Origin of the sequence: Paenibacillus sp. FSL H3-0329, assembly GCF_037963285.1 — a bacterium.
Taxonomy (GTDB): Bacteria; Bacillota; Bacilli; order Paenibacillales; family Paenibacillaceae; genus Paenibacillus_AQ; species Paenibacillus_AQ odorifer.
This window is the reverse complement of the sequence record NZ_CP150150.1, coordinates 5,694,191-5,717,996: the sequence shown is the minus strand read 5'-3', so window position 1 is coordinate 5,717,996 and position 23,806 is coordinate 5,694,191. Positions and strand designations below refer to the sequence as shown.

The following is a 23,806-nucleotide window of genomic DNA, read 5'->3' as shown; positions in this document are numbered from 1 at the left end:
CAAATCTCAGGTAGTCTTCTTATTCGTATACCTTAACTTCATTATAGAAAGTGTCACGTTCGACAGGAATTCGTCCAGCACCTTTCACTAGCCAGATCAATTCGTCGCGAGTCAGACCTTCCGGTGTTAAGGCGCCAGCCGCGTGGCTGATACGTTCTTTTAGAATTGTGCCATGCACATCTGATGCACCGAAGTTCAGCGCGACTTGAGTAAGCTGAGGGCCAATGTTAATGAAGTACGCTTTGATGTGATCGAAATTGTCCAACATCAATCTGCTGATCGCAATGGTCTTCAGATCCTCATAAGCAGAGTTGCGACGCATGATGCCAGCGTTTTTATTCTTAGGCTGCATGGACAATGGAATGAATACCATAAAGCCATTGGTTTCGTCCTGCAAATCACGGATTTGCATCATATGGCGGATACGGTCTTCGTGAGATTCAATGGAGCCGTACAGCATAGTGGTATGGGTCTTCATCCCAAGCTGATGTGCTGTCCGATGGACTTCCAGATATTCTTCCACATTAGCTTTATCTACACGCATTTTTTTACGATATTGGTCGGATAATATTTCTGCACCACCACCGGTGAGTGTTTTCAGTCCAGCAGCACGCAATTGTTCCAGTACCTCACGAATACTCAAACCGCTAATACGGGTGAAAAAATCAATTTCAGCGGCAGTGTAGGCTTTTAAGGTAACCTCAGGGAAACGTTCGTTCAAAGCTTTTAAAGAATCCACATAATATTGGAAGGGAACCTTGTCGTTATGGCCACCAACAATATGGAATTCACGTACGCCTGGGTGGATATGCTGTTCGACATATTGCACCATTTCCTGACCGGAAAGGGTATAGGCTCCCTCTTCTCCATCATCTTTGCGGAAATTGCAGAATGCACAGTGCGATTCGCAAACATTGGTGAAATATAGACTCATGTTTTCGATAAAATATACCCGATTGTGATTCTTGGCGATATTGACTTCATTCGCTAGCTGGCCAATGGTAAGTAAATCGTTGCTTTGATATAAATAAACGCCATCTTCCAAATTCAATCTTTCGCCGCTGCGAACCTTATCAATAATGTTCGCCATTCGGGCATCCGTGTGGGGGGTAAAAAGAGTAGACATATTATGATTTCCTCCTGAAAGTTTACGAGCAGATTGCTCGAAGATAAATTCCAGACGTACCCAAGTGGTAGCTGTTCATTCTAAAAAAGAAAGAGGCGAGCTTGCCTCCGTGACAAATTTCCGAATTTTTACTTAGAGTGCCTTCCCTATTATAAACCTACTCTCCTAAGGGTATCAACAGCTTGATATTGATGGTGTTTTTTGCTGTGAAGGGTCATGCCTAAGGCAGTTGTGACTTGAGGGTAACGGAATAGTCGGTTATACTGAATTTATCAAGCATAAACGTCATTGGCATCCTTATAAAGTTGATAAGCGTTTAAGCGAGAAATATAAGACATAAAGAATAGGTGCAACACTTATACTATCTTATATTTTTATGAAATAACTTTTGGCCGGAAGGTCCCTTAAACATAAGTTTCCGCTTATGAAGGGAGACGAATTTGTAGGAGGATGAGATCATGATTAATATTAGTGAAAAGGCAGCAGAACAATTAAAGGCGATGCTTGCTGAACAAGAAGTACCGAACATGTTCCTCCGTATTGGAGTAACGCCCGGCGGTTGCAGTGGATTCTCGTACGCTATGGGCTTTGATGATAATGAAACCGATCAGGACGTATATATGGATATTCAAGACATGAAAGTGGTTGTGGAGAAGGAGAACCTTCGTTACCTGGACGGTCTCGAAATCGACTTTGAAGAATCCGGCATGACGGGTGGTTTCACCATCAACAACCCTAACGCTACTGCAACTTGCGGCTGCGGTTCAAGCTTCCGGACAGCTACGGATGCAGGGAAACCTAACGAAGAGCCTTGCTAATCACAGCAATCACGGCTCCAAGCCCCGTGTTGGATTCTAACAACACAGGCTTGGAGTTTTTTTTATTCTCAATGACAAAAATCATCACAAGGAGTTCGGAAATGGAAATGGAAATCAGAAAATTAAAAGCTGGTGAACAGCCTCCATTAGAATTACTTCTATTAGCAGATCCTTCGGAGAGCTTGGTTAACGGATATTTACAAAGAGGGTTATGTTGTGTGGCTGAGGTGGATAACAGCATCATCGGAGTCTACGTTGTGCTGCAGACAAGACCGGAGACTGTAGAGATCGTAAATATCGCCGTCGACGAAAATAAACACGGGCAAGGTATAGGAAAACAGCTGCTGAACCATGCGATTCAGAATGCCAAGCAGCTTGGGGCAAAAACCATTGAAATTGGCACAGGAAATTCGAGCGTTGGACAATTGGCACTTTATCAGAAATGTGGATTCAGAATCACCGGCATTGATAGAAATTTTTTTATTAGGCATTACAGTGAAGAAATCTTTGAAAATGGGATTCAAGTCATAGATATGATACGCCTGTCGCTGGATTTATGAGTAATAGGGGAGTTTCTCAGAAGTCATTTAATGGGCGCTGGGGTAGCTCTTTATTCTTTTACATAGGAAGCAAACCATGTATCGCGAACCTTGTATCGGACACAGATGACCCTAAACGCCGCATTTCCCCATATTTGTGGTGCCAACGGACCGCATTGCCGCTATTGCTATGAAATCAGTAAATATGAAGCTCTTTTTAAGCAATAGTGTCACTGGAGTCCGAAACCACGCCTAAAAGGTTGAAAATCTGCAAATAACGTCATATGGGTCCGAAATGCTCATGGGTTAAAGACGCTGTTGAAGCAGATAGCTATTGTTTAAAAACACAGAGCAGCGATTCTCCACATAACTGGAGAATCGCTGCTCTGTTGTTTTTTTGCGATGGTCGGACCGTCTGTTCATAGAAATAAGCTGCTTATAGGCAGTCCCTGCGTACATTAGGCTGGAATAATAAACTTGTAATTAATCATAAATACGATGAGCGCTGCAGCTCCAAGGGAGAAGGCGATACAGCCCGTACCCAGTGCTCTGCGTTTGTCTTTAATAAATTTAAAGCCGATGGCGCAGATCAGTATAGTCGTTCCAGCCAATACAATGGACATCCCAAGCATAGCCACCCAATATAAAACCTCAAAAAACTGTGCCATTCTGAGCCCTCCCCGCGCTGTGCTTTTTAGTGATTCTGTTAGTACTCACTATAATAGTAGAAATTGAAAATGTAACCGCTATTAATAATACAACGATTTTGAAGATTATTCTAGTTATAGTGAACTCATCCATTAAGATAATGATGTCGAATTTCTTGAGAACTGAATCTACAAAATCCGCGGTTGTACCCTGTCGCTGTCGACTGATGCTGTGCTAAACACTAAGCCCTTTTTGCTAAGAGCGGCATCTTACACGGACAATCATACAAGAGGGCGAGACCTTCTCTGAGTAATGTATAGGGTAGGCTGGATTGTGAAGGGAGGGAAAGGACGATGGCAGGAAGACAATTGGCCAGTAAGTGGCTGAAGACAGAGGCGTTGCTGACCGATGCTCGGGTTGCACCCTATATCCCAATGACGAGGGGGTACAGGGCAGAAACGCTCCTGGCAATGCTTCGTAAATATGGAAATGTTGTCATTAAACCTATTGTGGGTGGCGGAGGTTACGGTGTAATCAAAGTTTTTCGGGATAGTCGCGGTTATGGATTCACCTATATGGACAGAACTCGAATTTACAAGGATTTTGGATCCATGAGACGTGCGCTTAATACTGTGAAAGCAAGACGCAGATATTTGATTCAACAAGGGATTTCCCTGGCGAGAATCGGCGGGCGGCCTATTGATTATCGGGTCAAAGTAGTTAAAAATGGTGATGTTTGGGAATTTCGCTCCATGGTAGGTAGATTGGCTCGGCCAGGTCTGTTCGTGACCAATCTTTGTAAAGGGGGAACGATGCTATCATGTCGTGAAGGACTTCGTAGATCGTTGCCGCGGATTAAAGCTTCAGCGAAGAAAGCAGAAATGCGGAGACTAACCCATGTATGTATCGGAATTATGGAACGGCATTTTCCGGGAATAGGTGAGCTGGGCTTTGATTATGCTGTAGATTATTCGGGGAAAATATGGATTCTGGAGGTTAATACAAGACCTCAATAAATTAACAATTATTTTAAGAATTGACGATAATAGAGTAGTAAGATAAAATTGCGTTTAGTTGCGTTCTTTTGGGGTAAATAACATTGTAATTTATTTACAATAAAAATATATTTTTAGCTGTATACAAGTGGTTCAATCCTGTGTATAACTATTATCCCCATAGTCCACTGTGTAGCTAGTACCTTTATAACGCTTACACACATTTTATACACAGGATTTCCACATGTACTTGTGGATAACGCGAACGCTTGTTCGAAAAATGATAGTTTGATATGATAGATTCAGATCCAAATAAAGGAAAGGTAGATGAAGTTTATGGTTGAATTGTCGGATGAGATGCTGCTTGACTCTTACCATAGAGCAATAGAGCTGCAACTAGAGCATGATTTCATCGCTCTTCTACTCGTTGAAATTCGCAAACGAAACTTACACTCTCCAGTACATGCGGTTCTTCATTAAAAAGCGCAAAGGATAACTTTGTAGCAGGCTACATATATAAAACCGCGAGGCACAAACAAACATAAAAGGGTATCCTCACAGGCTGTTATCAACAGGCCTGTAAGAATACCCTTTTTTATTGTGTTAATAGATTTAGAGTTTCATATTACTGCTGTGACCCGGTGAAAGCTTGGCTTCTGGATCAATGTACACCTTAGCATTATTCACAGCCGTTGGAGCTTCGCCAAATCCTACAGCAATCAGCTTCAGCTTACCAGGATAAGTTGTGATATCGCCGGCAGCAAATATGCCTGGAATACTTGTTTCCATACGCGAGTCAACAACAATGGAGTTCCCCTCAATCTCAATACCCCATTCGGCAATAGGACCTAGGGAAGAGATGAATCCGAAGTTAACAATAACGCTGTCCACTTCAATTTCTTGAGTTTCTTTGGTCTTGATATTTGACAATGTAACCTTAGTAATGAACTCTTCACCATGCAGCTCTGTAATTTCAGTAGGGGTAACTACGTTAACCTTGGAAGCCATCAGGTTCTCAACGCTATGTTCATGCGCACGGAATTTATCCCGGCGGTGAATCAGGGTTACCTGTTCAGCGATGGGTTCCAGCATGAGTGCCCAGTCAACTGCAGAGTCACCGCCACCGCTGATCAGAACTTTTTTATCTTTAAAGGCATTTAGATCATTTACAAAATAATGGAGGTTTGCTTTTTCAAAACGTCCAGCGTTGGGTAATTCCAAACGACGAGGTTCAAATGCACCTACACCAGCTGTAATGATGATCGCCTTACTGTGGTATTCGGCTACATCGGTTGTAACCACAAAATGACGTTCGTCCCGTTTTTGAACAGAAATCACTTTCTCCTCCAGCCGGATATTGGATTGGAACATATCCATTTGCCGTGACAGGTTGTCGACCAATTCTTGTGCTGTTACTTTTGGAAAACCTGCCACATCATAAATGTATTTTTCTGGATAAAGGGCAGCAAGTTGTCCCCCCAATTGGGGCATACTTTCAATAAGGGTTACTGATGCCTGACGCATTCCGCCGTAAAATGCGGCAAACATGCCAGCTGGCCCGCCACCTATGATTAAAAGGTCGCTCATAGGAACGCTGGATTGCTCTTGGGTCACGGGATATTACACCTCCGAGTTGATATATTCATTTTGCCATACTTGTGTACCTACTTATTATAATCATTGTGACACATACCTGCAAAGAAAGACTTTAGAAGTCAATAAAAGTGTGACGTTTTTTAGTATTTTAATGTTTGATTAATGCTACACTAAGGTTTACAATGGATATGGTCAATTTAGAAATGCTTCAAGTTTGATTGGAATTTCTTCTAAATATAAGTGTATAAATTCACAAAAAGGACCGTACATTGTTTCAATAAAAAATACAAAGACAGATTTACCTCTTGGAAGGAGCCGGAACATGAGTAGTATTCCCAAAATCGTTATCTTAGGCGCGGGCTATGGGGGTATTTTGACCGCACAGCGCTTGCAGAAGGCTTTGAATTATAATGAAGCGGATGTCACGCTTGTAAACCGTCACGAGTACCACTATTTTACTACCCATCTACATATGCCTGCCGCGGGTACGGACAGTATTGAACACACTCGGGTGTCCATTTCGAAACTAATCGATGAATTCAAGATCGACCTCGTGAAGTCATCTGTTCAGGAAATTCGTACTCAGCAGAAAAAGATTATTTTGGAGGATGGTACCCTATCGTACGATTATCTTGTCATTGCTTTAGGTGGAGAGCCTGAAACATTTGGTATTCCTGGACTTGATAAATACGCACTGACAATCCGGAGCATCAATTCCGTTCGTTTAATTCGCGAGCATATTGAATATCAATTCGCTAAGTACAAGAACGAGAACAATGCTCAGGAGCATATTAATTTTGTTGTCGGTGGTGCCGGCTTTAGCGGTATCGAATTTGTAGCTGAATTAGCTGACCGTATCCCTGGACTGTGTAAAGAATATGACGTTGATCCAAGTATGGTTAATATATATAACGTAGAGGCTGCTCCGACAGCACTGCCTGGTTTTGCTCCTGAGCTTGTTGAGTATGCGATGGACTTGCTCACCAAAAAGGGAGTTACCTTCAAGATGGGGGTTGCGATCAAGGAGTGTCTGCCAAACGGGGTGATTCTGGCATCAGGCGAAGAAATCAAAGCCTCCACAATTATTTGGACAGGCGGAATCCGTGGCAATCGTCTTATTGAGGCTGCCGGATTTGAAGCTATGCGTGGGCGCGTGAAGGTAGATGAATATCTACGTGCACCGGGCCAAGAGAATATCTTCATTATTGGTGATGGCTCCCTTATGATTAATCCGGAAGGACGCCCTTACCCGCCAACCGCTCAAATTGCTATGCAGCAGGGTGAATGTTGTGCGCATAATTTGGTGGCAGCAATCCGCAATCAACAGCCGAAGAAATTCGCATTCAGCAATAAAGGAACCGTAGCTTCCCTAGGCAAAGGCCAAGGAATCGCTGTAGTAGGCAGCAAAACTTACAAGGGCTGGACTGCAGCTCAGTTGAAAAAAGTTGTAGATATGCGCTACTTGTTCATTATCGGCGGAATTCCGCTGGTTCTGAAAAAAGGAAGATTCTTATAAGATGCGCCATTGCAGCGTACAGGTACGCGGACTGCTGACTCGGGAAGAATTGGACCGTTATAACGGACTGATAGAGGTTGGATCTTATCTGGAGGATCAGAACCAGTATGATCTGGCTTATATCGTTCAGAAGGAAATTGATCTGCTCATTCTCCCTGGTATCGAACGCCTGAAGGATAAAGGGCGCGCTCGGGATCGGGCCACGGCTGAATATCTGGAAAGTTTACGTGAAGATGATGAGGATAACGAAGATGAGGATTCAGGAACTTCGGTGTCTTAATCTAATAATATGGCAATAAAAAGGGTGTGTCTCCATACGAACTGGAGACACACCCTTTTTTGTTATTACAGCTTGAGCATTTCTTCAAAAGATTCTTCAGTCAGCAGATTGCCGACATAAAAAGGTCCGAATTCGCCGTAACGAGCACTTACTTCGTCAAAACGCATTTCGTATACCAGCTTTTTGAATTGCAGTGCATCTTCAGCGAACAGAGTCACGCCCCATTCCCAGTCATCAAAACCGACGGAGCCGGTGATAATTTGCTTCACTTTGCCTGCATATGAACGTCCAATTAACCCGTGTGAAGCCATGAGTTCCCGGCGTTTGTCCATATCAAGCATGTACCAGTTATCGGCAAGCTCGCGTTTTTTGTTCATAGGATAGAAACAGATGTGTTTCGCTTGCGGTAAAATAGGCTTTAGTCGTGCGGCAACATGCGGATTCTGCATTGGATCGCTGCCGTCGCTGCCACTGCCACCAGCAGCGTAGTTGCTTAATTCAACAATACTTACATATGAATAAGCTTTGGTTGTATATTGAGCAAAAGCGATTTTGTTAAAGGCGGTCTCAAGTTGGTTCAAAGCTTCTAGGCTTTCGCGCAAAAACATCATTACAAAATCGGCCTTTTGGCCCACTATGGAGTATACTGCGGTGCTGCCTTCTTTAGCTTCCTCAACAGGGCTCCATTCCTGCATAAAAGCATGTAGTTCTTCCAGGGCAACGGCACGTTCTTCATCATCTGCTGCCGTCCAAGCGGTCCAGTTCAGAGAGCGGAAGTCATGCAGTGCATACCAGCCTTCCAGTGTCAAAGCGGCTTCGATCATGATCTCACTCCTTAAAAGTTTTACGAAGCATAAGCCTCGCCCAAAATAACATCGCGTAAAACTCGCAATTGAAGCATAAACTTAGTCTTACGAAGCATCTGCTTCATAGGCTATGTATGATCTGATTAATCTACTTGCATTGTATCGCAATCAAGCCGCCAAGAGCAAACGGAGGCATCCTGTAAGTGTGCGAATTAGTGCGTGAATTTGAATAAAGTTCATTGCTTCGTGACATTTTTTCTAGTAAACTTACTACTAGCTTGTAAAAGATGTGCGCTTCTTTATAGAAAGGGGTGGAGACGGTAAGATGGGATTTATTCCAGTGTTTATCCTAGCCGTTTTATTCTTTGTGATGATGTTTGGTATCGGCTTTATTCTTAACATGTTAATGAAGACAACCTGGTTCCCCGCTTATCTATTCGTACTTATTATTCTACCCGTCGTAATCTATTCTATTTGGGATAGAAACGCGATGTCGCTCTGGGAGCATCTCTCCAGTTTCCACTTTGTTGATTATCTTACAGGTGTCGCTGGTCTTGCAGGTGCTATACTTAGTGGATGGACCATTCAAAAGCTGCGCTTTGGCGGTTACAAGATGTTTTAAAGATTCGAAAGAGCCTATGTTATGAATCAGTCTTATATTTCTGCGAGAAACGGGATACCTTCCTCTTTAGAGGACGGCGAAGCCGTTTCTTCTTGTTTAATAGAGGTAGATATTCGTAAGAAGAAGTTGATTATATTGCGAAAAGAGTCGAAATTGGGATTTTATTTACATTTTCGCTATGTTAATTTGTGATAGAATAGAATCCTGTATGAATTCGTGTAAACAAGGGGGTATCCGTAGATGCGGATGAGTAACTTACATCATTTCACCGAACATCATCGGTACTGCGTTTCCCGCGAATTTGGTCTTAGTGTTATAGATGGACGTATGCTTAGCTCTGTATATCAACCTATGGTGGGAGCCTTTGCAATCAGTTTCTATCGCTTGCTGGTTGAACATGTGCCAGCAGATAGCATTGGCTATTCTGGAGTGGAGCAACAGCGCAGGCTATTTATGACTTTGGGTGTTGAACCCAATGAGAAAGGCCGCAAATATTTAATTGATCAGGCTTCCCGGTTAGAAGCAGTGGGTCTGTTGCAGACCTGTCGAATCTATGTGCCGGAAACAGATGATTATTTATATGAATATGAGCTAATGCCGCCGCTATCGCCAGCCGACTTTTTTGCCACTCAGCATTTAACCTTGCTGTTACGTGATAAGATTGGCAAATTTGCTGTGCTGTCCTTACGGGAACAGTTCTGGAATCGCGAGCCGGAAGAGTGGAGTCGCAGATCTATAGGCAAAGAGAATATTTCCGTGCCTTTTTATGATATTTTTCAACTTAATACACATGTCATTGATTATGAGTTGGAGCAAGCTTTGGCGGAGGTAGCCTCTGTTCGACAGCCCGGCACGCTTGAATCCGGAGAGCAGGCAATCGGATATAGTGACATTATTTTGCGTTTTCCACGGGAGTCTGTGAATCGGGCTCATGTAGAAAAACTGCGCTTTGACCATACTCAAATGGGTGTAATTAACTATGTTGCTCATAAATACGAACTGAGTCCGCAGGATTTATGTCGTTTGCTGGATGAGGATGGAGTGTTCTCACCGGAGGGCGAGGTAATGCTGGATGCGTTGCAATATAAAGCGAGCCAACATTTCAGGCAAGATATGAAACGACAGGAAAAACGTGAAATTGCGGCTGCAAAAGTTGTTTCCATCCGGTCCAGTGCGACCGAAGAGAATGATGATTCTATAGCACCACCAGAGCAATCAGTTGAGATGGAGTATTATGTAGAAGTACCGCCACAATTTTTGTCCAAATGCGACATTCACCAATATAATATGATGCTGCGTAACGAACCTTATACAAGACTGCTACAAACCTTTTTCCCGGGTGCAGTGCCCAGCCATCTGATGGATATGTTCGAGAAAATAGATCTGAACTATAAGCTGAGCGGTGAAGTAATTAATGTACTCATTCATTATTTAATGACTATGGTAGCTTCGGGTGGAGAACAGCGGATGAACCGCAATTTTGTAGAGGCTATCGCCTCCAATATGCTGGTTAAACAAGTGAACACCTATGAGAAGGCTGTAAGATATATTAGAGATCAGTCCAAAGTGAAGGGCAAGGGGACAACGCCTAATACTGCTGGAGGAACACGATCACGTTCTTATGCCAAAAATACAGGCCGATCCAATAAACCGGAAATTCCGATTGTGCTGGATGATGGAAGTGCCGGAACAGTATCGGAAGAGGAATTCGCGGCGATGATGAAGAAAGCGGCAGAAATTAAGGCTAGTAAGAAAAAAGGCGTATCGCAAACGCCTTAATGAAAGAGAGGTGGAACAATGGAGTCTATGGGCGATGTACTTCGTTCGATCAACAATCCAACTCTACGGCAGCGTCAACGCGATCTTGAACAGGGGTTATTCAATCATCCACTTGTGAAGGCATTACAGTCCGAACATCCTGAGCTGGACGAATCACGACTGCGGCTTCATATGAGTCGCCTGTATCAATATGTAGAGGAAAGCCGAAACTGTGCGAACTGCCCAGGACTAGAGAAGTGTCCAAATGATTTTCCTGGCCATTATAGTAAACTAACGGTAGAAACTGTGAATGGTTCAGTGGATCTATATGAACGCAAGACGGCATGCCGACTTAAAGTGGCACAAGATAATCAGGATAATATCCGCAAACGTATTCGTAGCTTTTATGTGGACGAGCGTGTACTTAACGGCGGTTATGATGAGATAGATATTATGGGCAAAGACCCGCGCCGGGTCTCGGCTGTGAATAAAATATTTGATTATATCACCAGTGTTAAAGAGGAAGGCCTGACTTCACGCGGCATTTATTTACATGGCTCTTTCGGAACAGGCAAAACTTTTTTGATGTGTTATTTGCTGCATGAGCTTGCTGTTGCTGGATATACCGGAGTGATCGTATACATGCCAGACTTTATAGAGGACTTGAAATCGATCATGATGGATGGCCAGAAAATGAAGGAAACTGTCGATACGATGAAAAACTGTGATTTGCTTATTTTTGATGACATTGGTGCGGAAAATTTGAATCCTTGGGCTCGTGATCATGTACTTGGGGCGATCTTGAATTATCGGATGAACCGCAAACCAACCTTCTATACCTCGAATTATCCATTGGATGGCTTGGAGAAACATCTTAGCTTTACGAGCAAAGATGGTGAAGAGGTCTATAAAGGCCAACGACTAATGGATCGCATTGCTCCTTTTGTGGATGTGCTTCCACTGCATGGGGAGAATCAGCGAGGGGCCAATAGATAAGCTGGAATATTCATAATGTAAAATTCAAAAGAGCAGTGGTTCTCCTTTTATTGGAGGATGGCTGCTCTTCGTTTTTTTAGTTATTCGAACTCAAACGCCGCTTTTTCCATGCTGCGAAGCAGGATCGCCGGAAGTCTTGAGTGTACTTTAATTGTCCAAACACACTTTCCGGCTGCAACATCTGGCGGGCATACTCACTCTGATCGATAATTAGGGAATACCTCCCTAAAATTCAGAGGTTTCTGCTCATTAGACTACTAATTAGGGAATATCTCCCTAAAAATGAACTGATTCGTCAGCGAAAATAGATATTCTCCCGATTATTAGGGAGGAATTCCCTGATTCTGTTCATTTATAGCAATTATCGGCTATAATCAGGGAGGTTTTCCCTCATTATTCTCAAAAAAAGAAGCCGTCCCATAAGTAGCATTCACTACTTTTGAGACAGCTTCTTTTTATTGTGCGATGATTCCTTTACTCCGAGAGAATGAATTTAAGGATGACCATTCCGAAAAAGACAACCGTCATAAACGTGGTCATTCCGAAAAATCCGGTCATTAAATCCCCAAGATCATTGCGGGGTTCTTCGTTGATATGTTCTCGTGGGTCCCGTACTTGCGCGTTAACATCCATAGTTTCTGCCTCCTTACAGGGACAAGCCCTGTATTGTTAGATGCAAATTGACATTAGTTTTATGAAATAAGTCATTGACAATTAATGCGCTTTATTTAAGTATACCGAAATGCTGGGGAGGTTGTAAAGAAAAGAGTACGTAAAAAAAATACATTGAAGGCAATATAATTGCGAGTGATATTTCACATATCCCATAAAGATATGTTATACTTGTAATGTGTCGGTAAGTGGTAATTTGGTTATCATATTACATGAAACAATTTATTAACTCATATTTCGGAGCAGCTTCCATGAACTAAGCTTTGGCTTAAGATGTGCGTAATGCTTCGCAAAACTTAAAGGAGGAACAATATCATGGCTATCGTGAACGTGTCTGACCAATCCTTCAGTAACGAAGTGGAAGGTCAAGGTACTGTAGTAGTAGACTTCTGGGCTCCTTGGTGTGGTCCTTGTAAAATGCTCGCTCCAATCTTGGATGAATTGTCCACAGAGCTGGGAGACGACGTGAAAATTGCAAAATTGAATGTGGATGAGAATCCGGAAACGGCTTCCCGTTTTGGTGTTATGAGTATCCCAACTCTGATCTTCTTCAAAGACGGTCAACCGGTAGATAAAGTTGTGGGACTGAACTCCAAAGAATCCCTGAAAAATATCGTAGCAAAACATCAATAATTGATAGATGCTACTGTTCGGGCCTCGGCCCTGCCACTCAGCGCCTTCGGTTCATTCCGGAGGCGTTTTGTGTGCTGAATGCCAACTAATCATGGGTCCAATTTAGCTGGAGGGGATCATTTTGGACAATATCCGCAATAAACTGGCACTACTACCCGATCTGCCTGGCTGCTATCTGATGAAGAATCAGGAAGGCACTATTATTTATGTGGGCAAAGCGAAGGTACTCAAGAATCGGGTGCGGTCTTATTTTACAGGCAGTCATAATGGTAAAACGCAGCGGCTTGTCGCTAATATTGCTGATTTCGAATACATCGTTACGTCCAGTAACATGGAAGCGCTCATTCTAGAGTGTAATCTGATTAAGAAACATATGCCGCGTTATAATGTGCTTTTGAAAGACGACAAGACGTTTCCTTATATAAAAATAACGAATGAAACTCACCCGCGCCTTGAGGTTACACGCCGGGTGATTAAAGATAAAGCAAAATATTTTGGCCCTTATCCTAATGCTTATGCTGCTCAGCAGACAAAAAAGCTCCTAGATCGTATGTACCCGCTTCGTAAATGCGGTGTGATGCCAAAGGAGGTCTGTCTTTACTATCACATGGGCCAGTGTCTGGCACCGTGTGAGAAGGAGGTTCAGAAATCCGAGTATGAGCAGATTACGCAGGATATCGCTGCTTTTCTAGGCGGAGGTCATGAGGCGGTTAAAAAGGATTTACAGCAAAAAATGCAGGAAGCTGCTGAGGAGTTATATTTTGAGCGGGCGAAGGAACTGCGGGATCAGATTATCCATATCGATGCATTGATGGAGAAGCAGAAGATCAACACTACAGATACTAAGGACCGGGATGTATTTGGTTATGCTGTAGACAAGGGATGGATGTGTGTACAGATTCTGTACATGAGACAAGGGAAGATGATCCAGCGCCATTCCTCCGTGTTCCCGTTCTATGGTGAAGCCTACAGTGACTTTATGTCTTATGTGACGCAGTATTACAGTGATAATCCCGCTTTGCCGCAGGAGATTCTGCTGCCGGATGTGCTCGATGAGGAGTCTCTGGCTAATAAAGAGGCTAAACCTGAGATCACGATAGCTGCTCCAGCAGAAGCGGATTTACAACAGGGTGAAGATACTCCTGAATCGGCTGAAGAGGCTGAGGCACGTTCGACGGCGGCGGAGGAAGCTGCTGCAGCTGGGATCGTGGATGCCGCCGGCGGCGCCTCCATTCTGCAGGAGTGGCTGGGCATTAAGGTGCTTGTGCCACAACGCGGCCTTAAGAAGCAGATGGTTGGCATGGCCTGTCAAAATGCAAGAGTGGCTATCGACGAGAAATTCCGGCTGATTGAACGGGATGAAGAGCGTACCTCTGGAGCAGCGATCAGCTTAGGTGAGAGCTTGGGTCTTGAACGCTTGAGCCGCATTGAGGCGTTCGATAACTCGAACATTCAGGGGACTAACCCGGTCTCAGCGATGGTTGTCTTCATTGATGGCAAGCCTGCACGAAAAGAGTATCGTAAATATAAGGTTCGTACGGTAGTGGGTGCGGATGATTATGGAACGATGCGCGAGGTCATTCGGCGGCGATATGAACGGGTATTGAAGGAGAATCTTCCGATACCGGATCTTATCGTGGTCGATGGCGGGAAAGGGCAAATCTCCTCTGCTATTGATATTCTGGAGAATGAGCTGGGATTATTCATTCCGGTCTGCGGCCTTGTTAAGGATGATAAGCATAAGACGGCTCAGCTTTTGGTTGGAGATCCGCCAGAACCTGTCGCGCTAGCCCGGGACAGTCAGGAATTTTACCTTTTGCAACGGATTCAGGATGAGGTCCATAGGTTCGCGATCACCTTCCACCGTGAACAGCGCGGGAAGTCCATGGTTACCTCCAAGCTGGACTCTATACCTGGTATAGGTGAGAAGCGCCGTAAAGCGTTGCTTAAGCATTTCGGATCGCTTAAGAAAATTAAAGAAGCCTCCGTGGATGATTTCCGTACACTTTCTATTGGAGAAAAGCTGGCAAGACAAATTCTTGATGCGCTCAAGGACGAAGAGCCAACCTCATAGCAATGATGACAAAAGAAAAAGGGTATCACAGCAGCGACTAAAGCTGCTATGATGCCCTTTTTTTAATTTGGTTATAGGATGTACACTATTTTATTTTCTTAAATCAAAGAAGAAGGCTCCACCGGCTTAGGTTTCTGTGGTGGATTAAATCGATAGACGATGTAAGCGACTATGAACGGCATAATAATCGCGAAGATACCCGCGCCTACATTTACGCTCTCCTTCATAAAGATCAGCGTAGCGCCCATCAGGATGCTGTCAAACACGACGTGGCTGAACATGACAGCAATAAATCCGTAACGAAGGAAAATATAACTGAACAGCAGCCCGATTACGGTCAGCTCAATGGGACGGGAGCTGATGGGATAGATCGGATATAACGTATGGCCAAACGCCCAAACCAGCGTGGTGATCAAGCAAGCGACAAAAGTGTTCCGGAACACCTTTTTCAGCATAGGAATTCCGAAAAAGCGATAAATGGCTTCCTCAGATAAACCAGCGAGCCATGCGACGATAGGCAGAAGCCAAGCATATCTCATGTTATAAGGAGATTGGGTGGCGTCTGTAGTAGACCAATTGTGCAAGGTAAACGATAATATGATGAACATAACCGTCTGCACCCCTAGCAGAATGAAAGCCCAGATGTAACCAGCCCGGATACTGTCCAACACATATTGTCCATAGCCGGGCTCTTTGGCGCGGGGCCAAGGGTTCATGCCTTCCTCTTTTCGCCATAAGCCATTGCCGCCCACTAAAGAGAAGTAGAGCAAGGAGGACATCAGCAGGCTGTACAAAGCATAAATGATAAACATAATGACAGAGGTAATCTGTGCTTCTAGCCCTTCGCCCGTAGATTCAGGCAGCATATTATAGGTGCTGATCATCATGATTACAAAATAGGCTGAGCTTAGGAATACTCCACGTTTAAAGGAAGTATGCTCTCTTCTAAGAATACTGTAGACGAGTGCCAGAATTCCTAAAATCAGTGTGGGTATACCGTAACCGAATAATGTTAGCTTTTCCGCTAAAGAGGTCTGTCCTTGTACGTAGGAGGTATGCCAAGCTGGTGCAGTGAATCCGGCATTAAAGCTGGAGACCTGCTCTCCACTGAAATCAAAATAATAGTGCAATAAGGATTCGCCGACCTGAACAGTACTATCCGTATACACTAGCCCATGGCTTCCTGTATTCGATTCAATTTGTAGCTTGGCAGGATTTACTTCCCATTCCTGAAGCCAAGGACGAGCAAGATTCTCCTTCTGCGCTAGAGTGAGGTCAGCTCCCTTGTCCTCTTTTGCACCAACGGAAGCAATGCCAGACCCCTCTTCGGAGGCAACTTTTGCAGCCTTTGAGAAAGCGACAATCTCGCCGGTATACATATTGAGGTCAACGATGATTTGCGGCTCTTGATCCGCTGACGGAGTAAGCGTTGCACGAAAGACATCAAAAGGATATTTTTGATCCAATTTTTTCTTGGTGTAGTCCTCCACAAGCTTCTCGCGAGACATATAACCATAAAAGGAAGAGTCCGTCTCGTAAAGTACATTCCATTGATCGTTTGGTGCTTCGGTGTAATTGAGCTTTTGTTCTGCGAATAATACGGCTTGGTCACGGGCTTCTGCCTTGCTAATAACGGTGGTATCTTCCCCTGTAGAGCTGCTTAGCAGCGAAGGGGAAATCTGAAACATAATAAATAGAATAAGACCGATAATGCCCGAGATGATGAGCCTCTTGGAGAGGGCACGTTGCTGTAGGGGCTGGCCGACGGGATTCATGTAACGCCTCCTTGTTATGTACTGACAATGTTATGTTCCATTATAGTATTAGTGCCTGGCTGGTTACAAAAAACATTATATGTTCTTTTTATGGGTAATAGAGATAGTATAGAATAGTCATGTGAATTTATACCATGAATTTTATCGTGTTCATTTGTGTACGAATGGTGAGAATCGGTGTAATTGCAGGGAAAACACGGAAAAGTGATGAGAAAAGGTACTCCATTTGATGCAGTCTCTTTAAACCGCATTTTTTCATGTGAATGAGCATTAATTGTGTCTTTGTGAATTCACTAAATAACGTATATAATTTGTATGCAATTGTATAGTAGCCGAATTTCTGGTGAAAACGGGGGAACCATAAGAAGTGATGAAAAGTGGAGTGTACAAGATAAATGGCACTTTCATCAGGGGTGAATTTCGTTCTAGGAACGAATAGGGCAGCCTGCACAGTCCGAATCCGTCAGCTAACCTCGTAGGCTAATTTACTGCAGGAACCAAGTCAGCATTGGTTTTCCAGTGCTTTTTTTGTTGGAATTTTTGATAAGAAGGTGAGCATAGTGGCTTCACAGTTTCGCAGGATTTCTGAATTTAAGTTTCTGAAGCTCTCGCCGCCGCAGATACTGGTGCTTGGTTTTGCATCGATTATTCTGATAGGGGCCTTGCTGCTTATGTTGCCCATTTCAAGCACAAGCGGGAATTCCGTGGAATTTATTGATGCATTATTTACTTCAACTTCGGCAACCTGTGTAACAGGACTTGTTGTGCTGGATACCGGAACTTCGTTCACGATTTTTGGGAAAACCGTAATTATGATCCTGATCCAGATCGGCGGCTTAGGTTTTATGACCATGGCCACTCTATTTTCACTGGTGTTAAAGCGTAAAATTTCTTTGCGGGACAGGCTAATCCTACAGGAAGCCATGAATCAAGGCTCTATGGAAGGAATTGTGCGACTGATCCGGAGAGTCCTTATATATTCTCTTGTCATAGAAGGCTGTGCCGCTTTGCTGCTGTCTATTCGCTGGGCTTTTGATATGCCACTGGGAAAAGCGATTTATTTTGGCATATTTCATGCGGTGTCTATGTTTAATAATGCGGGGTTCGATATTTTTGGGGATTTTCGCAGTTTAACTGATTATGTATATGATCCGCTTGTGAATATTATTGTGATGTTTCTGATTGTCTCCGGCGGGATTGGTTTTATTGTAATGTCAGATCTGGTGGAGTTTCGGGTAACCCGCAGGCTGTCTCTACATAGTAAAGTTGTCCTGTCCACCAGCACAGGGCTGATTCTGATCGGAGCTCTGGTTATTTTTATATTCGAGTTTACTAACACTCGTACCCTAGGTTCACTGAATTTTGGCGGTAAAATATTATCAGCCTTCTTTCAATCCGTGTCTCCCCGTACGGCTGGCGCGAACACAGTTGATATTGCTGGACTTCGGCAGGCTACACAATTTTTTATAGTGATTCTTATGTTTATTGGTGCTTCTCCAGGCTCAACGGGCGGCGGGATCAAGACAACAACCTTTACGATGATGATTGGTGCTGTTATTGCTATGCTGCGTGGACGGGAAGATGTTGTGTTGTTCCGTTATCGGCTGGCTCAAGAGCGCATCTACAAGGCATTAACGATCACACTGCTGGCTTTGTTGTTAATCGCCTCTGTGTCGATGATACTCTCCACAACTGAAGACAGTAATTTCTTGGCAATCTTGTTTGAGACGACCTCCGCCTTTGCTACGGTAGGACTGACTATGGGGCTAACTCCGGAACTGTCAGCGATCGGTAAGATTCTACTCTGTCTGACGATGTTTGCAGGTCGGCTAGGTCCACTAACCTTGGCGTATGCACTCGGTCCCAAACAGGGTAAACCACTGTATAAGTATCCTGAAGGTAAAATAATTATTGGATAGGAGTTAATTAGAAATGAAAGCACAGCAATTTGTAGTAATCGGCTTAGGTCGCTTCGGTTCAAGCCTGGCGCTTGAGCTGATGGAAATGGGCTACGAGGTGCTCGGCATTGACCACCATGAAGAACGCGTGGAGGAAATGAGCGATCAGCTGACGCATACGGTAGTAGCAGATGCTACAGATGAGGGAATTATGCGCTCGCTTGGTGTACGGAACTTTGATTGTGGGATTGTTGCGATTGGTGACAATATGGAGAGAAGCATTCTGGCGGCCATTTTGTTAAAGGAGATTGGAGTCAAGCAAGTGGTGGCTAAGGCAATCTCCATCCTTCATGGCCGCGCACTGTCGCGGCTGGGGGTTGATCGGGTTATTTTTCCGGAGCGGGATATGGGGATTCGTGTGGCACACCAGCTGGTGACGCCCAATTTGCTGGATTATATTGAACTGTCCAAGGATTATAAAATTGTCGAGCTGACCGTGCCATCCTGCATGAACGGCAGAAGCTTGTCCGATTTAAATACAAGAGCTAAATATGGCTGCAGCATTGTTGCCCTAAATAGGGAAAGCGGAATAATCGTCGCTCCAACTGCCCATGATTATTTAAGTGAAGGCGATGTTATGGTACTCATTGGTCCTAATGAAAGTATTGACCGTTTTGAGAGTGAAGTTGTGAACCAAGAATCATAGTAAAAGAAGCTGACTCAAAAGTAGTGAATTCTACTTGGGGGCAGCTTCTTTTTTATGGAGTAAAGAGTAGGAAAAGTAATGGATTTTACTATGCCATATGACTATAGATCACGCGTAGTGATCTGTGCTATTGGGGTGTGTGGTGGGCGAGTTACTAGGTGTGATATTCGTACGGCTGTAGTAGATGATTTGTGGTATCTGTGACAGTGGACTATGGGCGAGATGCGTTCTTTGTTTGTACGATGTACAGAGTGGGTGTGAACTAATTAGAGAAAACTTCCCTGAAAACAGCCGCTATTCGCTCTAAATAAACGAAATTAGGGAATTTCTCCCTAATAATTAGAGGGATTCCTTATTAGCTACTGAATCGGCCAAAAATTAGGGAAGTTTTCCCTAATTATAAGTCTTCTGAACAAAAATCTCTGAATTTTAGGGATAAATCCCCTAATCTTTCGATAAGTGCTTCACTTATTGCCTCATTTGGAGATCAATAGGTGCGCCCCTTGATTCATTTGGTCCGGCTTTACTGCTCACGTTCTGTCAGAAACATCTCTTCGGTTACTTGCACCAGACTGCGAGCCGCCGTGCTCATGCTTCCATCGTCACGGTAAATCAGGCAGGTGGTCCGTTGAGTCTGCTCCAGCTCCTTGATATGTAAGGACACCAGTCCGCCGCCGTTCAGCAGCTCTGGACGCAGATAAGACTTTGGCAGCAACGCAGCCGCTTTGACAGTCGGAAGCAGCCGCACGATGGCTTCGAAGGAGTCAATCTCCATGCGCACATCGGGATCAATCCCGCAGCGCTGGAATAGATCGTCCGTCAGGCGCCGGTACCAGGTCCCCTTTGAGAAGAGAATCATAGGCAGCCGGGATAGATTATCCATGGTTAGCTTGGAAGATAAATTTAAAGGATGCTGCTCTGAGACGACCAGTCGCAATTGATCCTCAAACAGAGAAATGCAGCGTAACCCAGGTTCTTGAATAGAGGAAGCGATCAGACCTACATCTGATTTCCCCTCACTAACTGAGGATACGATCTCATGCGTTCGGCCTGTAATCAGCTTCAGCTCTGCGGTCGGATATTTGTCCATATAAGCGTTAACCAGCGGCGGAAGCGTGGTCTGCAGTGAGGTAAGACTAGCCCCCAAGGTGACAAGCCTTGGCTCCCCCTCTTTGAATTTAGAAAGGGCTTCCAGAAACTTGGAACGCTGCTGCCGTTGTTCAAGCGCATAGGAATAAGTGAGACGCCCAACCTCGGTTAACTCCAGTCGTTTGCCATAACGATTAAACAGTGCGACCCCCAGACGTTCCTCGAGTTTAGAAATTTTGCGAGACAAGGCGGGCTGGGATAGATTGAGCTGGCGTGAGGCCCGGTTTAAGCTGGAATGTTCCACAACTGCTGCAAAAACATCTAAATCGTCAAACATATATTGAGGTTCCTCTCCTAGTGCGATGTATGATCAGTAGTGATGAAATTCATAGCCTTAAGGGTAACTGTTCTTATTACATAAGGAAAATCAGGTTATGTCGGAAAATGTTGTTTCGCTAAATGAGAATTATTATCATATAAAATCTATTCTTATGCGTTTATTGTATAACGTTTAATAATTAGATTGCAATTCCCTTATAAGCGAAAAAAGAGTAACATGAAAAGTGACACAAGATATTCACATTTTGTGAAAAATAAAACTAAGTCCGGTAAACTCTAGGATAACGGTAAATTAAGGAATTATGTCATTGGATTGTCAACGTTATCCTGTGTCAAATGTAGTTCCGGCGGTGAATACCCATTAATGAAAACGCTGTTTTAATCGGAAAGGGGTTACTTTGTATGAAAGGATTTTATTCCAGAAAGATTCATTCCTTGCTAGGCGTTATCCCACTTGGAGCCTTCTTCATTGAGCACATGATGACGAATTTTGCGGCTGTAGAGGGTGGCGCTTCCGGTTTCACTGACAGCGTGTTATGGCTGAACAGCTTACCGCTCGTCTTCTTCCTGGAATTGTTCGGTATATGGCTTCCTCTGCTGTACCATGGGGTATACGGACTTTATATTGCGTATCAATCCAAGCCGAACTTGAACCGTTTCAACATTGAAAGAAACTGGCGTTATACCCTGCAACGGATTACAGGTATTGTTACCTTTATCTTTATCGTCTGGCACTTGTTCCAAACACGGGTTCAGGTGGCAGTGGGTAATGTGGAGCACGAAGAATTAGGCGGTCTCATGCACGATATCGTGACTCAGCCACTTCTGCTGACACTGTATATTATCGGTATCGTTGCTGCATGCTTCCACTTCTCGAACGGTCTCTGGTCTTTCTTAATCAGCTGGGGAATTACCGTCGGTCCTCGTGCACAGCGGGTATCTTCTTACCTCTGTCTTGGCATATTTGTCTTAGTAACGTTCATGTTCCTGATTTCGCTGGTTACTTTCCGTGACAGTGAATTTCAAACTGCAGCAACTATTGCCCAGTCCATAAAGACCTTCATTTAATTTAAGAATCCTTTCTGATATTTTCGATAAAAGGAGTGAACTATCATGGCAACATCCGATATCATTATCGTGGGCGGCGGTCTGGCCGGCTTGATGGCTACCATCAAGGCAGCGGAAGCTGGTGCGCATGTCCATTTATTCTCATTAGTTCCTGTAAAAAGATCACACTCCGTATGCGCGCAAGGCGGCATCAATGGCGCGGTAAATACAAAAGGTGAGGGCGACTCCCCTTGGGAGCATTTTGACGACACTGTCTATGGCGGTGACTTTTTGGCGAATCAGCCGCCGGTTAAGGCGATGTGTGAAGCTGCGCCAGGTATCATTCACCTTATGGACCGGATGGGCGTTATGTTCAACCGCACACCGGAAGGTCTGCTCGATTTCCGTCGTTTCGGCGGAACGAAGCGGCACCGTACAGCTTTTGCCGGCGCGACAACAGGCCAACAGCTGCTGTACGCGTTGGATGAGCAGGTGCGCCGCTGGGAATCTGAAGGTCTCGTAACTAAACGCGAGAACTGGGAGTTCCTTTCGGCTATCATCGACGACGAAGGTGTATGCCGCGGCATCAGTGCCCAGAATCTTAAGACGATGGAGATTGAGACTTTTCCTGCGGATGCTGTTATTTTGGCAAGCGGCGGGCCGGGTATTATTTTTGGCAAAACAACGAACTCCGTTATTAATACAGGGACAGCTGCAAGTGCGGTGTACCAACAGGGTGTACATTATGCCAACGGAGAATTTATCCAGATTCACCCAACCGCTATTCCGGGAGATGACAAGCTCCGCCTGATGTCGGAATCGGCACGTGGCGAGGGCGGCCGTATCTGGACTTATAAAGACGGGAAACCGTGGTATTTCCTCGAAGAAAAATATCCGTCCTACGGTAACTTGGTGCCGCGCGATATTGCTACACGTGAAATTTTTAATGTGTGTGTGGATCAAGGGCTGGGCATTAATGGCGAGAACATGGTGTATTTGGACCTCTCTCACAAGGATCCGAAAGAGCTGGACGTGAAGCTTGGCGGGATTATTGAAATTTACGAAAAATTCATGGGGGATGATCCCCGTAAAATACCAATGAAGATCTTCCCGGCTGTACACTATTCTATGGGCGGCATGTGGGTTGATTACAATCAAATGACGAACGTTCCTGGTCTTTTTGCAGCCGGAGAATGTGAATATCAATATCATGGAGCGAACCGTCTAGGCGCCAACTCACTGGTATCTGCTATTTACGGCGGTATGGTCGCAGGACCAAAGGCTGTTGAATACATTAAAGGCCTGAAGAAATCATCGCAGGATATCTCTTCTTCCGTATTCGATAGCTTCCACAAAAAGCAAACGGACAAATATGAATCTCTGTTAGCGATGTCAGGTACAGAGAATGCTTATGTGATTCACAAGGAACTGGGCGAATGGATGACCGCCAATATGACCGTGGTGCGGCACAATCTGAAGCTGGAAGCGACCATTGGCAAAATCAAAGAGCTTAAGGAGCGTTATCGCAAGATCAATATGAATGATGCATCGCGCTGGAATAACCAAGGTGTGGCCTTCACTCGCCAGCTCTGGAATATGCTGGAGCTGTCCGAAGCGATGACACTTGGAGCGCTTATGCGGAATGAGAGCCGTGGTGCACATTACAAACCGGAATTCCCAAATCGTAATGATGAGGAGTTCTTGAAGACCACAAAAGCAGCCTGGACTGCAGAGGGTCCACAAATCTCCTACGATGAAGTGGATGTCTCGCTGATTCCTCCACGGGTACGCGATTATTCGAAGGATTAATGCTTTCCAGTAACAGAATAGCTTGCGAGGCAAGCTTCATGAAATAAAATCAGGCAATTTGAGG

22 protein-coding genes and 1 riboswitch are annotated in these 23,806 nt (G+C 44.4%); of the genes, 15 read left to right on the top strand and 7 right to left on the bottom strand.

The genetic code is table 11. The annotated features are described in order from the left end of the window. Positions 1-19 precede the first annotated feature (19 nt). Positions 20-1,126, bottom strand: coding sequence for an aminofutalosine synthase MqnE (gene mqnE / locus NSQ66_RS25250; protein ID WP_036685236.1), 1,107 nt, complete (start codon positions 1,124-1,126; stop codon positions 20-22). Between the two features lie 458 nt (positions 1,127-1,584). On the opposite strand from mqnE, the gene NSQ66_RS25245 reads away from it, so the two are divergent. Together NSQ66_RS25245 and NSQ66_RS25240 are read left to right on the top strand one after the other, a co-directional pair. Beyond that, the gene (locus NSQ66_RS25245; protein WP_036685235.1) at positions 1,585-1,944 is read left to right on the top strand and encodes an iron-sulfur cluster assembly accessory protein; all 360 of its coding nucleotides are present in this window, start codon (positions 1,585-1,587) and stop codon (positions 1,942-1,944) included. Positions 1,945-2,051: 107 nt separating this feature from the next. Then, positions 2,052-2,504: a GNAT family N-acetyltransferase gene (locus tag NSQ66_RS25240; protein WP_076099396.1), complete on the top strand. Its 453-nt coding sequence runs from the start codon at positions 2,052-2,054 to the stop codon at positions 2,502-2,504. Between the two features lie 437 nt (positions 2,505-2,941). Here NSQ66_RS25240 and NSQ66_RS25235 read toward each other — a convergent pair whose 3' ends face one another. Beyond that, positions 2,942-3,151 carry a hypothetical protein gene (locus NSQ66_RS25235; protein ID WP_036685233.1) on the bottom strand — a complete coding sequence of 70 codons (210 nt, stop codon included), beginning with the start codon at positions 3,149-3,151 and terminating at the stop codon, positions 2,942-2,944. Between the two features lie 333 nt (positions 3,152-3,484). On the opposite strand from NSQ66_RS25235, the gene NSQ66_RS25230 reads away from it, so the two are divergent. Both NSQ66_RS25230 and sda read left to right on the top strand, forming a co-directional pair. After that, the gene (locus tag NSQ66_RS25230) at positions 3,485-4,147 is read left to right on the top strand and encodes a YheC/YheD family protein (protein ID WP_036685231.1); all 663 of its coding nucleotides are present in this window, start codon (positions 3,485-3,487) and stop codon (positions 4,145-4,147) included. Positions 4,148-4,462: 315 nt separating this feature from the next. Continuing rightward, positions 4,463-4,606, top strand: coding sequence for a sporulation histidine kinase inhibitor Sda (gene sda / locus NSQ66_RS25225; RefSeq protein ID WP_036685584.1), 144 nt, complete (start codon positions 4,463-4,465; stop codon positions 4,604-4,606). A gap of 132 nt (positions 4,607-4,738) precedes the next feature. Here sda and NSQ66_RS25220 read toward each other — a convergent pair whose 3' ends face one another. Further along, complete coding sequence (locus NSQ66_RS25220; protein ID WP_036685581.1) at positions 4,739-5,713, bottom strand: NAD(P)/FAD-dependent oxidoreductase; 975 nt, start codon at positions 5,711-5,713, stop codon at positions 4,739-4,741. 331 nt (positions 5,714-6,044) lie between these two features. Here NSQ66_RS25220 and NSQ66_RS25215 point away from each other — a divergent pair, with 331 nt between their 5' ends. Continuing rightward, positions 6,045-7,238 carry an NAD(P)/FAD-dependent oxidoreductase gene (locus tag NSQ66_RS25215; protein WP_036685230.1) on the top strand — a complete coding sequence of 398 codons (1,194 nt, stop codon included), beginning with the start codon at positions 6,045-6,047 and terminating at the stop codon, positions 7,236-7,238. Between the two features lies 1 nt (position 7,239). Continuing rightward, entirely contained in the window at positions 7,240-7,518 is a 279-nt protein-coding gene (locus NSQ66_RS25210) for a hypothetical protein (RefSeq protein ID WP_036685228.1), read from the top strand. Between the two features lie 65 nt (positions 7,519-7,583). Here the strand turns inward: NSQ66_RS25210 and hemQ are convergent, their stop codons facing one another. Further along, positions 7,584-8,342: a hydrogen peroxide-dependent heme synthase gene (gene hemQ, locus NSQ66_RS25205; RefSeq protein ID WP_036685226.1), complete on the bottom strand. Its 759-nt coding sequence runs from the start codon at positions 8,340-8,342 to the stop codon at positions 7,584-7,586. A 307-nt stretch (positions 8,343-8,649) separates the two neighbouring features. Between hemQ and NSQ66_RS25200 the strand changes: the two genes are divergently transcribed. The 3 genes from NSQ66_RS25200 to dnaI all read left to right on the top strand — a co-directional run bounded on the left by NSQ66_RS25200 (position 8,650) and on the right by dnaI (position 11,700). Beyond that, complete coding sequence (locus NSQ66_RS25200; protein ID WP_036685224.1) at positions 8,650-8,946, top strand: YuiB family protein; 297 nt, start codon at positions 8,650-8,652, stop codon at positions 8,944-8,946. Between the two features lie 240 nt (positions 8,947-9,186). Beyond that, a complete protein-coding gene (locus NSQ66_RS25195; RefSeq protein ID WP_038573182.1) occupies positions 9,187-10,725 on the top strand; it encodes a DnaD domain protein in 1,539 nt (512 codons plus the stop codon). 18 nt (positions 10,726-10,743) lie between these two features. Beyond that, positions 10,744-11,700 (top strand): primosomal protein DnaI, encoded by a 957-nt coding sequence (dnaI, locus tag NSQ66_RS25190; RefSeq protein ID WP_036685219.1) that lies wholly within the window; start codon positions 10,744-10,746, stop codon positions 11,698-11,700. Positions 11,701-12,174: 474 nt separating this feature from the next. Here the strand turns inward: dnaI and NSQ66_RS25185 are convergent, their stop codons facing one another. Continuing rightward, positions 12,175-12,333 (bottom strand): YqzM family protein, encoded by a 159-nt coding sequence (locus tag NSQ66_RS25185; protein WP_094902239.1) that lies wholly within the window; start codon positions 12,331-12,333, stop codon positions 12,175-12,177. 354 nt (positions 12,334-12,687) lie between these two features. On the opposite strand from NSQ66_RS25185, the gene trxA reads away from it, so the two are divergent. Both trxA and uvrC read left to right on the top strand, forming a co-directional pair. Then, the gene (trxA, locus tag NSQ66_RS25180; protein WP_036679814.1) at positions 12,688-13,005 is read left to right on the top strand and encodes a thioredoxin; all 318 of its coding nucleotides are present in this window, start codon (positions 12,688-12,690) and stop codon (positions 13,003-13,005) included. A 121-nt stretch (positions 13,006-13,126) separates the two neighbouring features. Next, positions 13,127-15,079 carry an excinuclease ABC subunit UvrC gene (gene uvrC / locus NSQ66_RS25175; protein ID WP_305953519.1) on the top strand — a complete coding sequence of 651 codons (1,953 nt, stop codon included), beginning with the start codon at positions 13,127-13,129 and terminating at the stop codon, positions 15,077-15,079. Positions 15,080-15,177: 98 nt separating this feature from the next. On the opposite strand, the gene NSQ66_RS25170 is transcribed toward uvrC, so the two are convergent. Next, on the bottom strand, positions 15,178-16,854 hold the full coding sequence (locus NSQ66_RS25170; protein WP_339279455.1) for a CPBP family intramembrane glutamic endopeptidase: 1,677 nt from the start codon (positions 16,852-16,854) through the stop codon (positions 15,178-15,180). A 320-nt stretch (positions 16,855-17,174) separates the two neighbouring features. Further along, positions 17,175-17,350: riboswitch (cyclic di-AMP (ydaO/yuaA leader) on the top strand. Between the two features lie 64 nt (positions 17,351-17,414). Here NSQ66_RS25170 and NSQ66_RS25165 point away from each other — a divergent pair. Together NSQ66_RS25165 and NSQ66_RS25160 are read left to right on the top strand one after the other, a co-directional pair. Beyond that, a complete protein-coding gene (locus tag NSQ66_RS25165) occupies positions 17,415-18,773 on the top strand; it encodes a TrkH family potassium uptake protein (protein WP_254924578.1) in 1,359 nt (452 codons plus the stop codon). 13 nt (positions 18,774-18,786) lie between these two features. Then, positions 18,787-19,458: a TrkA family potassium uptake protein gene (locus tag NSQ66_RS25160; protein WP_036679808.1), complete on the top strand. Its 672-nt coding sequence runs from the start codon at positions 18,787-18,789 to the stop codon at positions 19,456-19,458. Positions 19,459-19,981: 523 nt separating this feature from the next. On the opposite strand, the gene NSQ66_RS25155 is transcribed toward NSQ66_RS25160, so the two are convergent. After that, the gene (locus tag NSQ66_RS25155) at positions 19,982-20,884 is read right to left on the bottom strand and encodes a LysR family transcriptional regulator (protein ID WP_036679806.1); all 903 of its coding nucleotides are present in this window, start codon (positions 20,882-20,884) and stop codon (positions 19,982-19,984) included. Positions 20,885-21,288: 404 nt separating this feature from the next. Here NSQ66_RS25155 and NSQ66_RS25150 point away from each other — a divergent pair, with 404 nt between their 5' ends. Next, positions 21,289-21,954, top strand: a complete 666-nt coding sequence (locus tag NSQ66_RS25150) for a succinate dehydrogenase cytochrome b558 subunit (RefSeq protein WP_036679804.1) — start codon at positions 21,289-21,291, stop codon at positions 21,952-21,954. 45 nt (positions 21,955-21,999) lie between these two features. Further along, the gene (gene sdhA / locus NSQ66_RS25145; RefSeq protein WP_076099370.1) at positions 22,000-23,742 is read left to right on the top strand and encodes a succinate dehydrogenase flavoprotein subunit; all 1,743 of its coding nucleotides are present in this window, start codon (positions 22,000-22,002) and stop codon (positions 23,740-23,742) included. Positions 23,743-23,806: the final 64 nt, after the last annotated feature.

Bases quoted from the DNA above. Each gene is read 5' to 3' on its own strand.
- mqnE (WP_036685236.1), bottom strand. From the start codon at position 1,126: ATGTCTACTCTTTTTACCCCCCACACGGATGCCCGAATGGCGAACATT.
- NSQ66_RS25245 (WP_036685235.1), top strand. From the start codon at position 1,585: ATGATTAATATTAGTGAAAAGGCAGCAGAACAATTAAAGGCGATGCTT.
- NSQ66_RS25240 (WP_076099396.1), top strand. From the start codon at position 2,052: ATGGAAATCAGAAAATTAAAAGCTGGTGAACAGCCTCCATTAGAATTA.
- NSQ66_RS25235 (WP_036685233.1), bottom strand. From the start codon at position 3,151: ATGGCACAGTTTTTTGAGGTTTTATATTGGGTGGCTATGCTTGGGATG.
- NSQ66_RS25230 (WP_036685231.1), top strand. From the start codon at position 3,485: ATGGCAGGAAGACAATTGGCCAGTAAGTGGCTGAAGACAGAGGCGTTG.
- sda (WP_036685584.1), top strand. From the start codon at position 4,463: ATGGTTGAATTGTCGGATGAGATGCTGCTTGACTCTTACCATAGAGCA.
- NSQ66_RS25220 (WP_036685581.1), bottom strand. From the start codon at position 5,713: ATGAGCGACCTTTTAATCATAGGTGGCGGGCCAGCTGGCATGTTTGCC.
- NSQ66_RS25215 (WP_036685230.1), top strand. From the start codon at position 6,045: ATGAGTAGTATTCCCAAAATCGTTATCTTAGGCGCGGGCTATGGGGGT.
- NSQ66_RS25210 (WP_036685228.1), top strand. From the start codon at position 7,240: ATGCGCCATTGCAGCGTACAGGTACGCGGACTGCTGACTCGGGAAGAA.
- hemQ (WP_036685226.1), bottom strand. From the start codon at position 8,342: ATGATCGAAGCCGCTTTGACACTGGAAGGCTGGTATGCACTGCATGAC.
- NSQ66_RS25200 (WP_036685224.1), top strand. From the start codon at position 8,650: ATGGGATTTATTCCAGTGTTTATCCTAGCCGTTTTATTCTTTGTGATG.
- NSQ66_RS25195 (WP_038573182.1), top strand. From the start codon at position 9,187: ATGCGGATGAGTAACTTACATCATTTCACCGAACATCATCGGTACTGC.
- dnaI (WP_036685219.1), top strand. From the start codon at position 10,744: ATGGAGTCTATGGGCGATGTACTTCGTTCGATCAACAATCCAACTCTA.
- NSQ66_RS25185 (WP_094902239.1), bottom strand. From the start codon at position 12,333: ATGGATGTTAACGCGCAAGTACGGGACCCACGAGAACATATCAACGAA.
- trxA (WP_036679814.1), top strand. From the start codon at position 12,688: ATGGCTATCGTGAACGTGTCTGACCAATCCTTCAGTAACGAAGTGGAA.
- NSQ66_RS25170 (WP_339279455.1), bottom strand. From the start codon at position 16,854: ATGAATCCCGTCGGCCAGCCCCTACAGCAACGTGCCCTCTCCAAGAGG.
- NSQ66_RS25160 (WP_036679808.1), top strand. From the start codon at position 18,787: ATGAAAGCACAGCAATTTGTAGTAATCGGCTTAGGTCGCTTCGGTTCA.
- NSQ66_RS25155 (WP_036679806.1), bottom strand. From the start codon at position 20,884: ATGTTTGACGATTTAGATGTTTTTGCAGCAGTTGTGGAACATTCCAGC.
- NSQ66_RS25150 (WP_036679804.1), top strand. From the start codon at position 21,289: ATGAAAGGATTTTATTCCAGAAAGATTCATTCCTTGCTAGGCGTTATC.
- sdhA (WP_076099370.1), top strand. From the start codon at position 22,000: ATGGCAACATCCGATATCATTATCGTGGGCGGCGGTCTGGCCGGCTTG.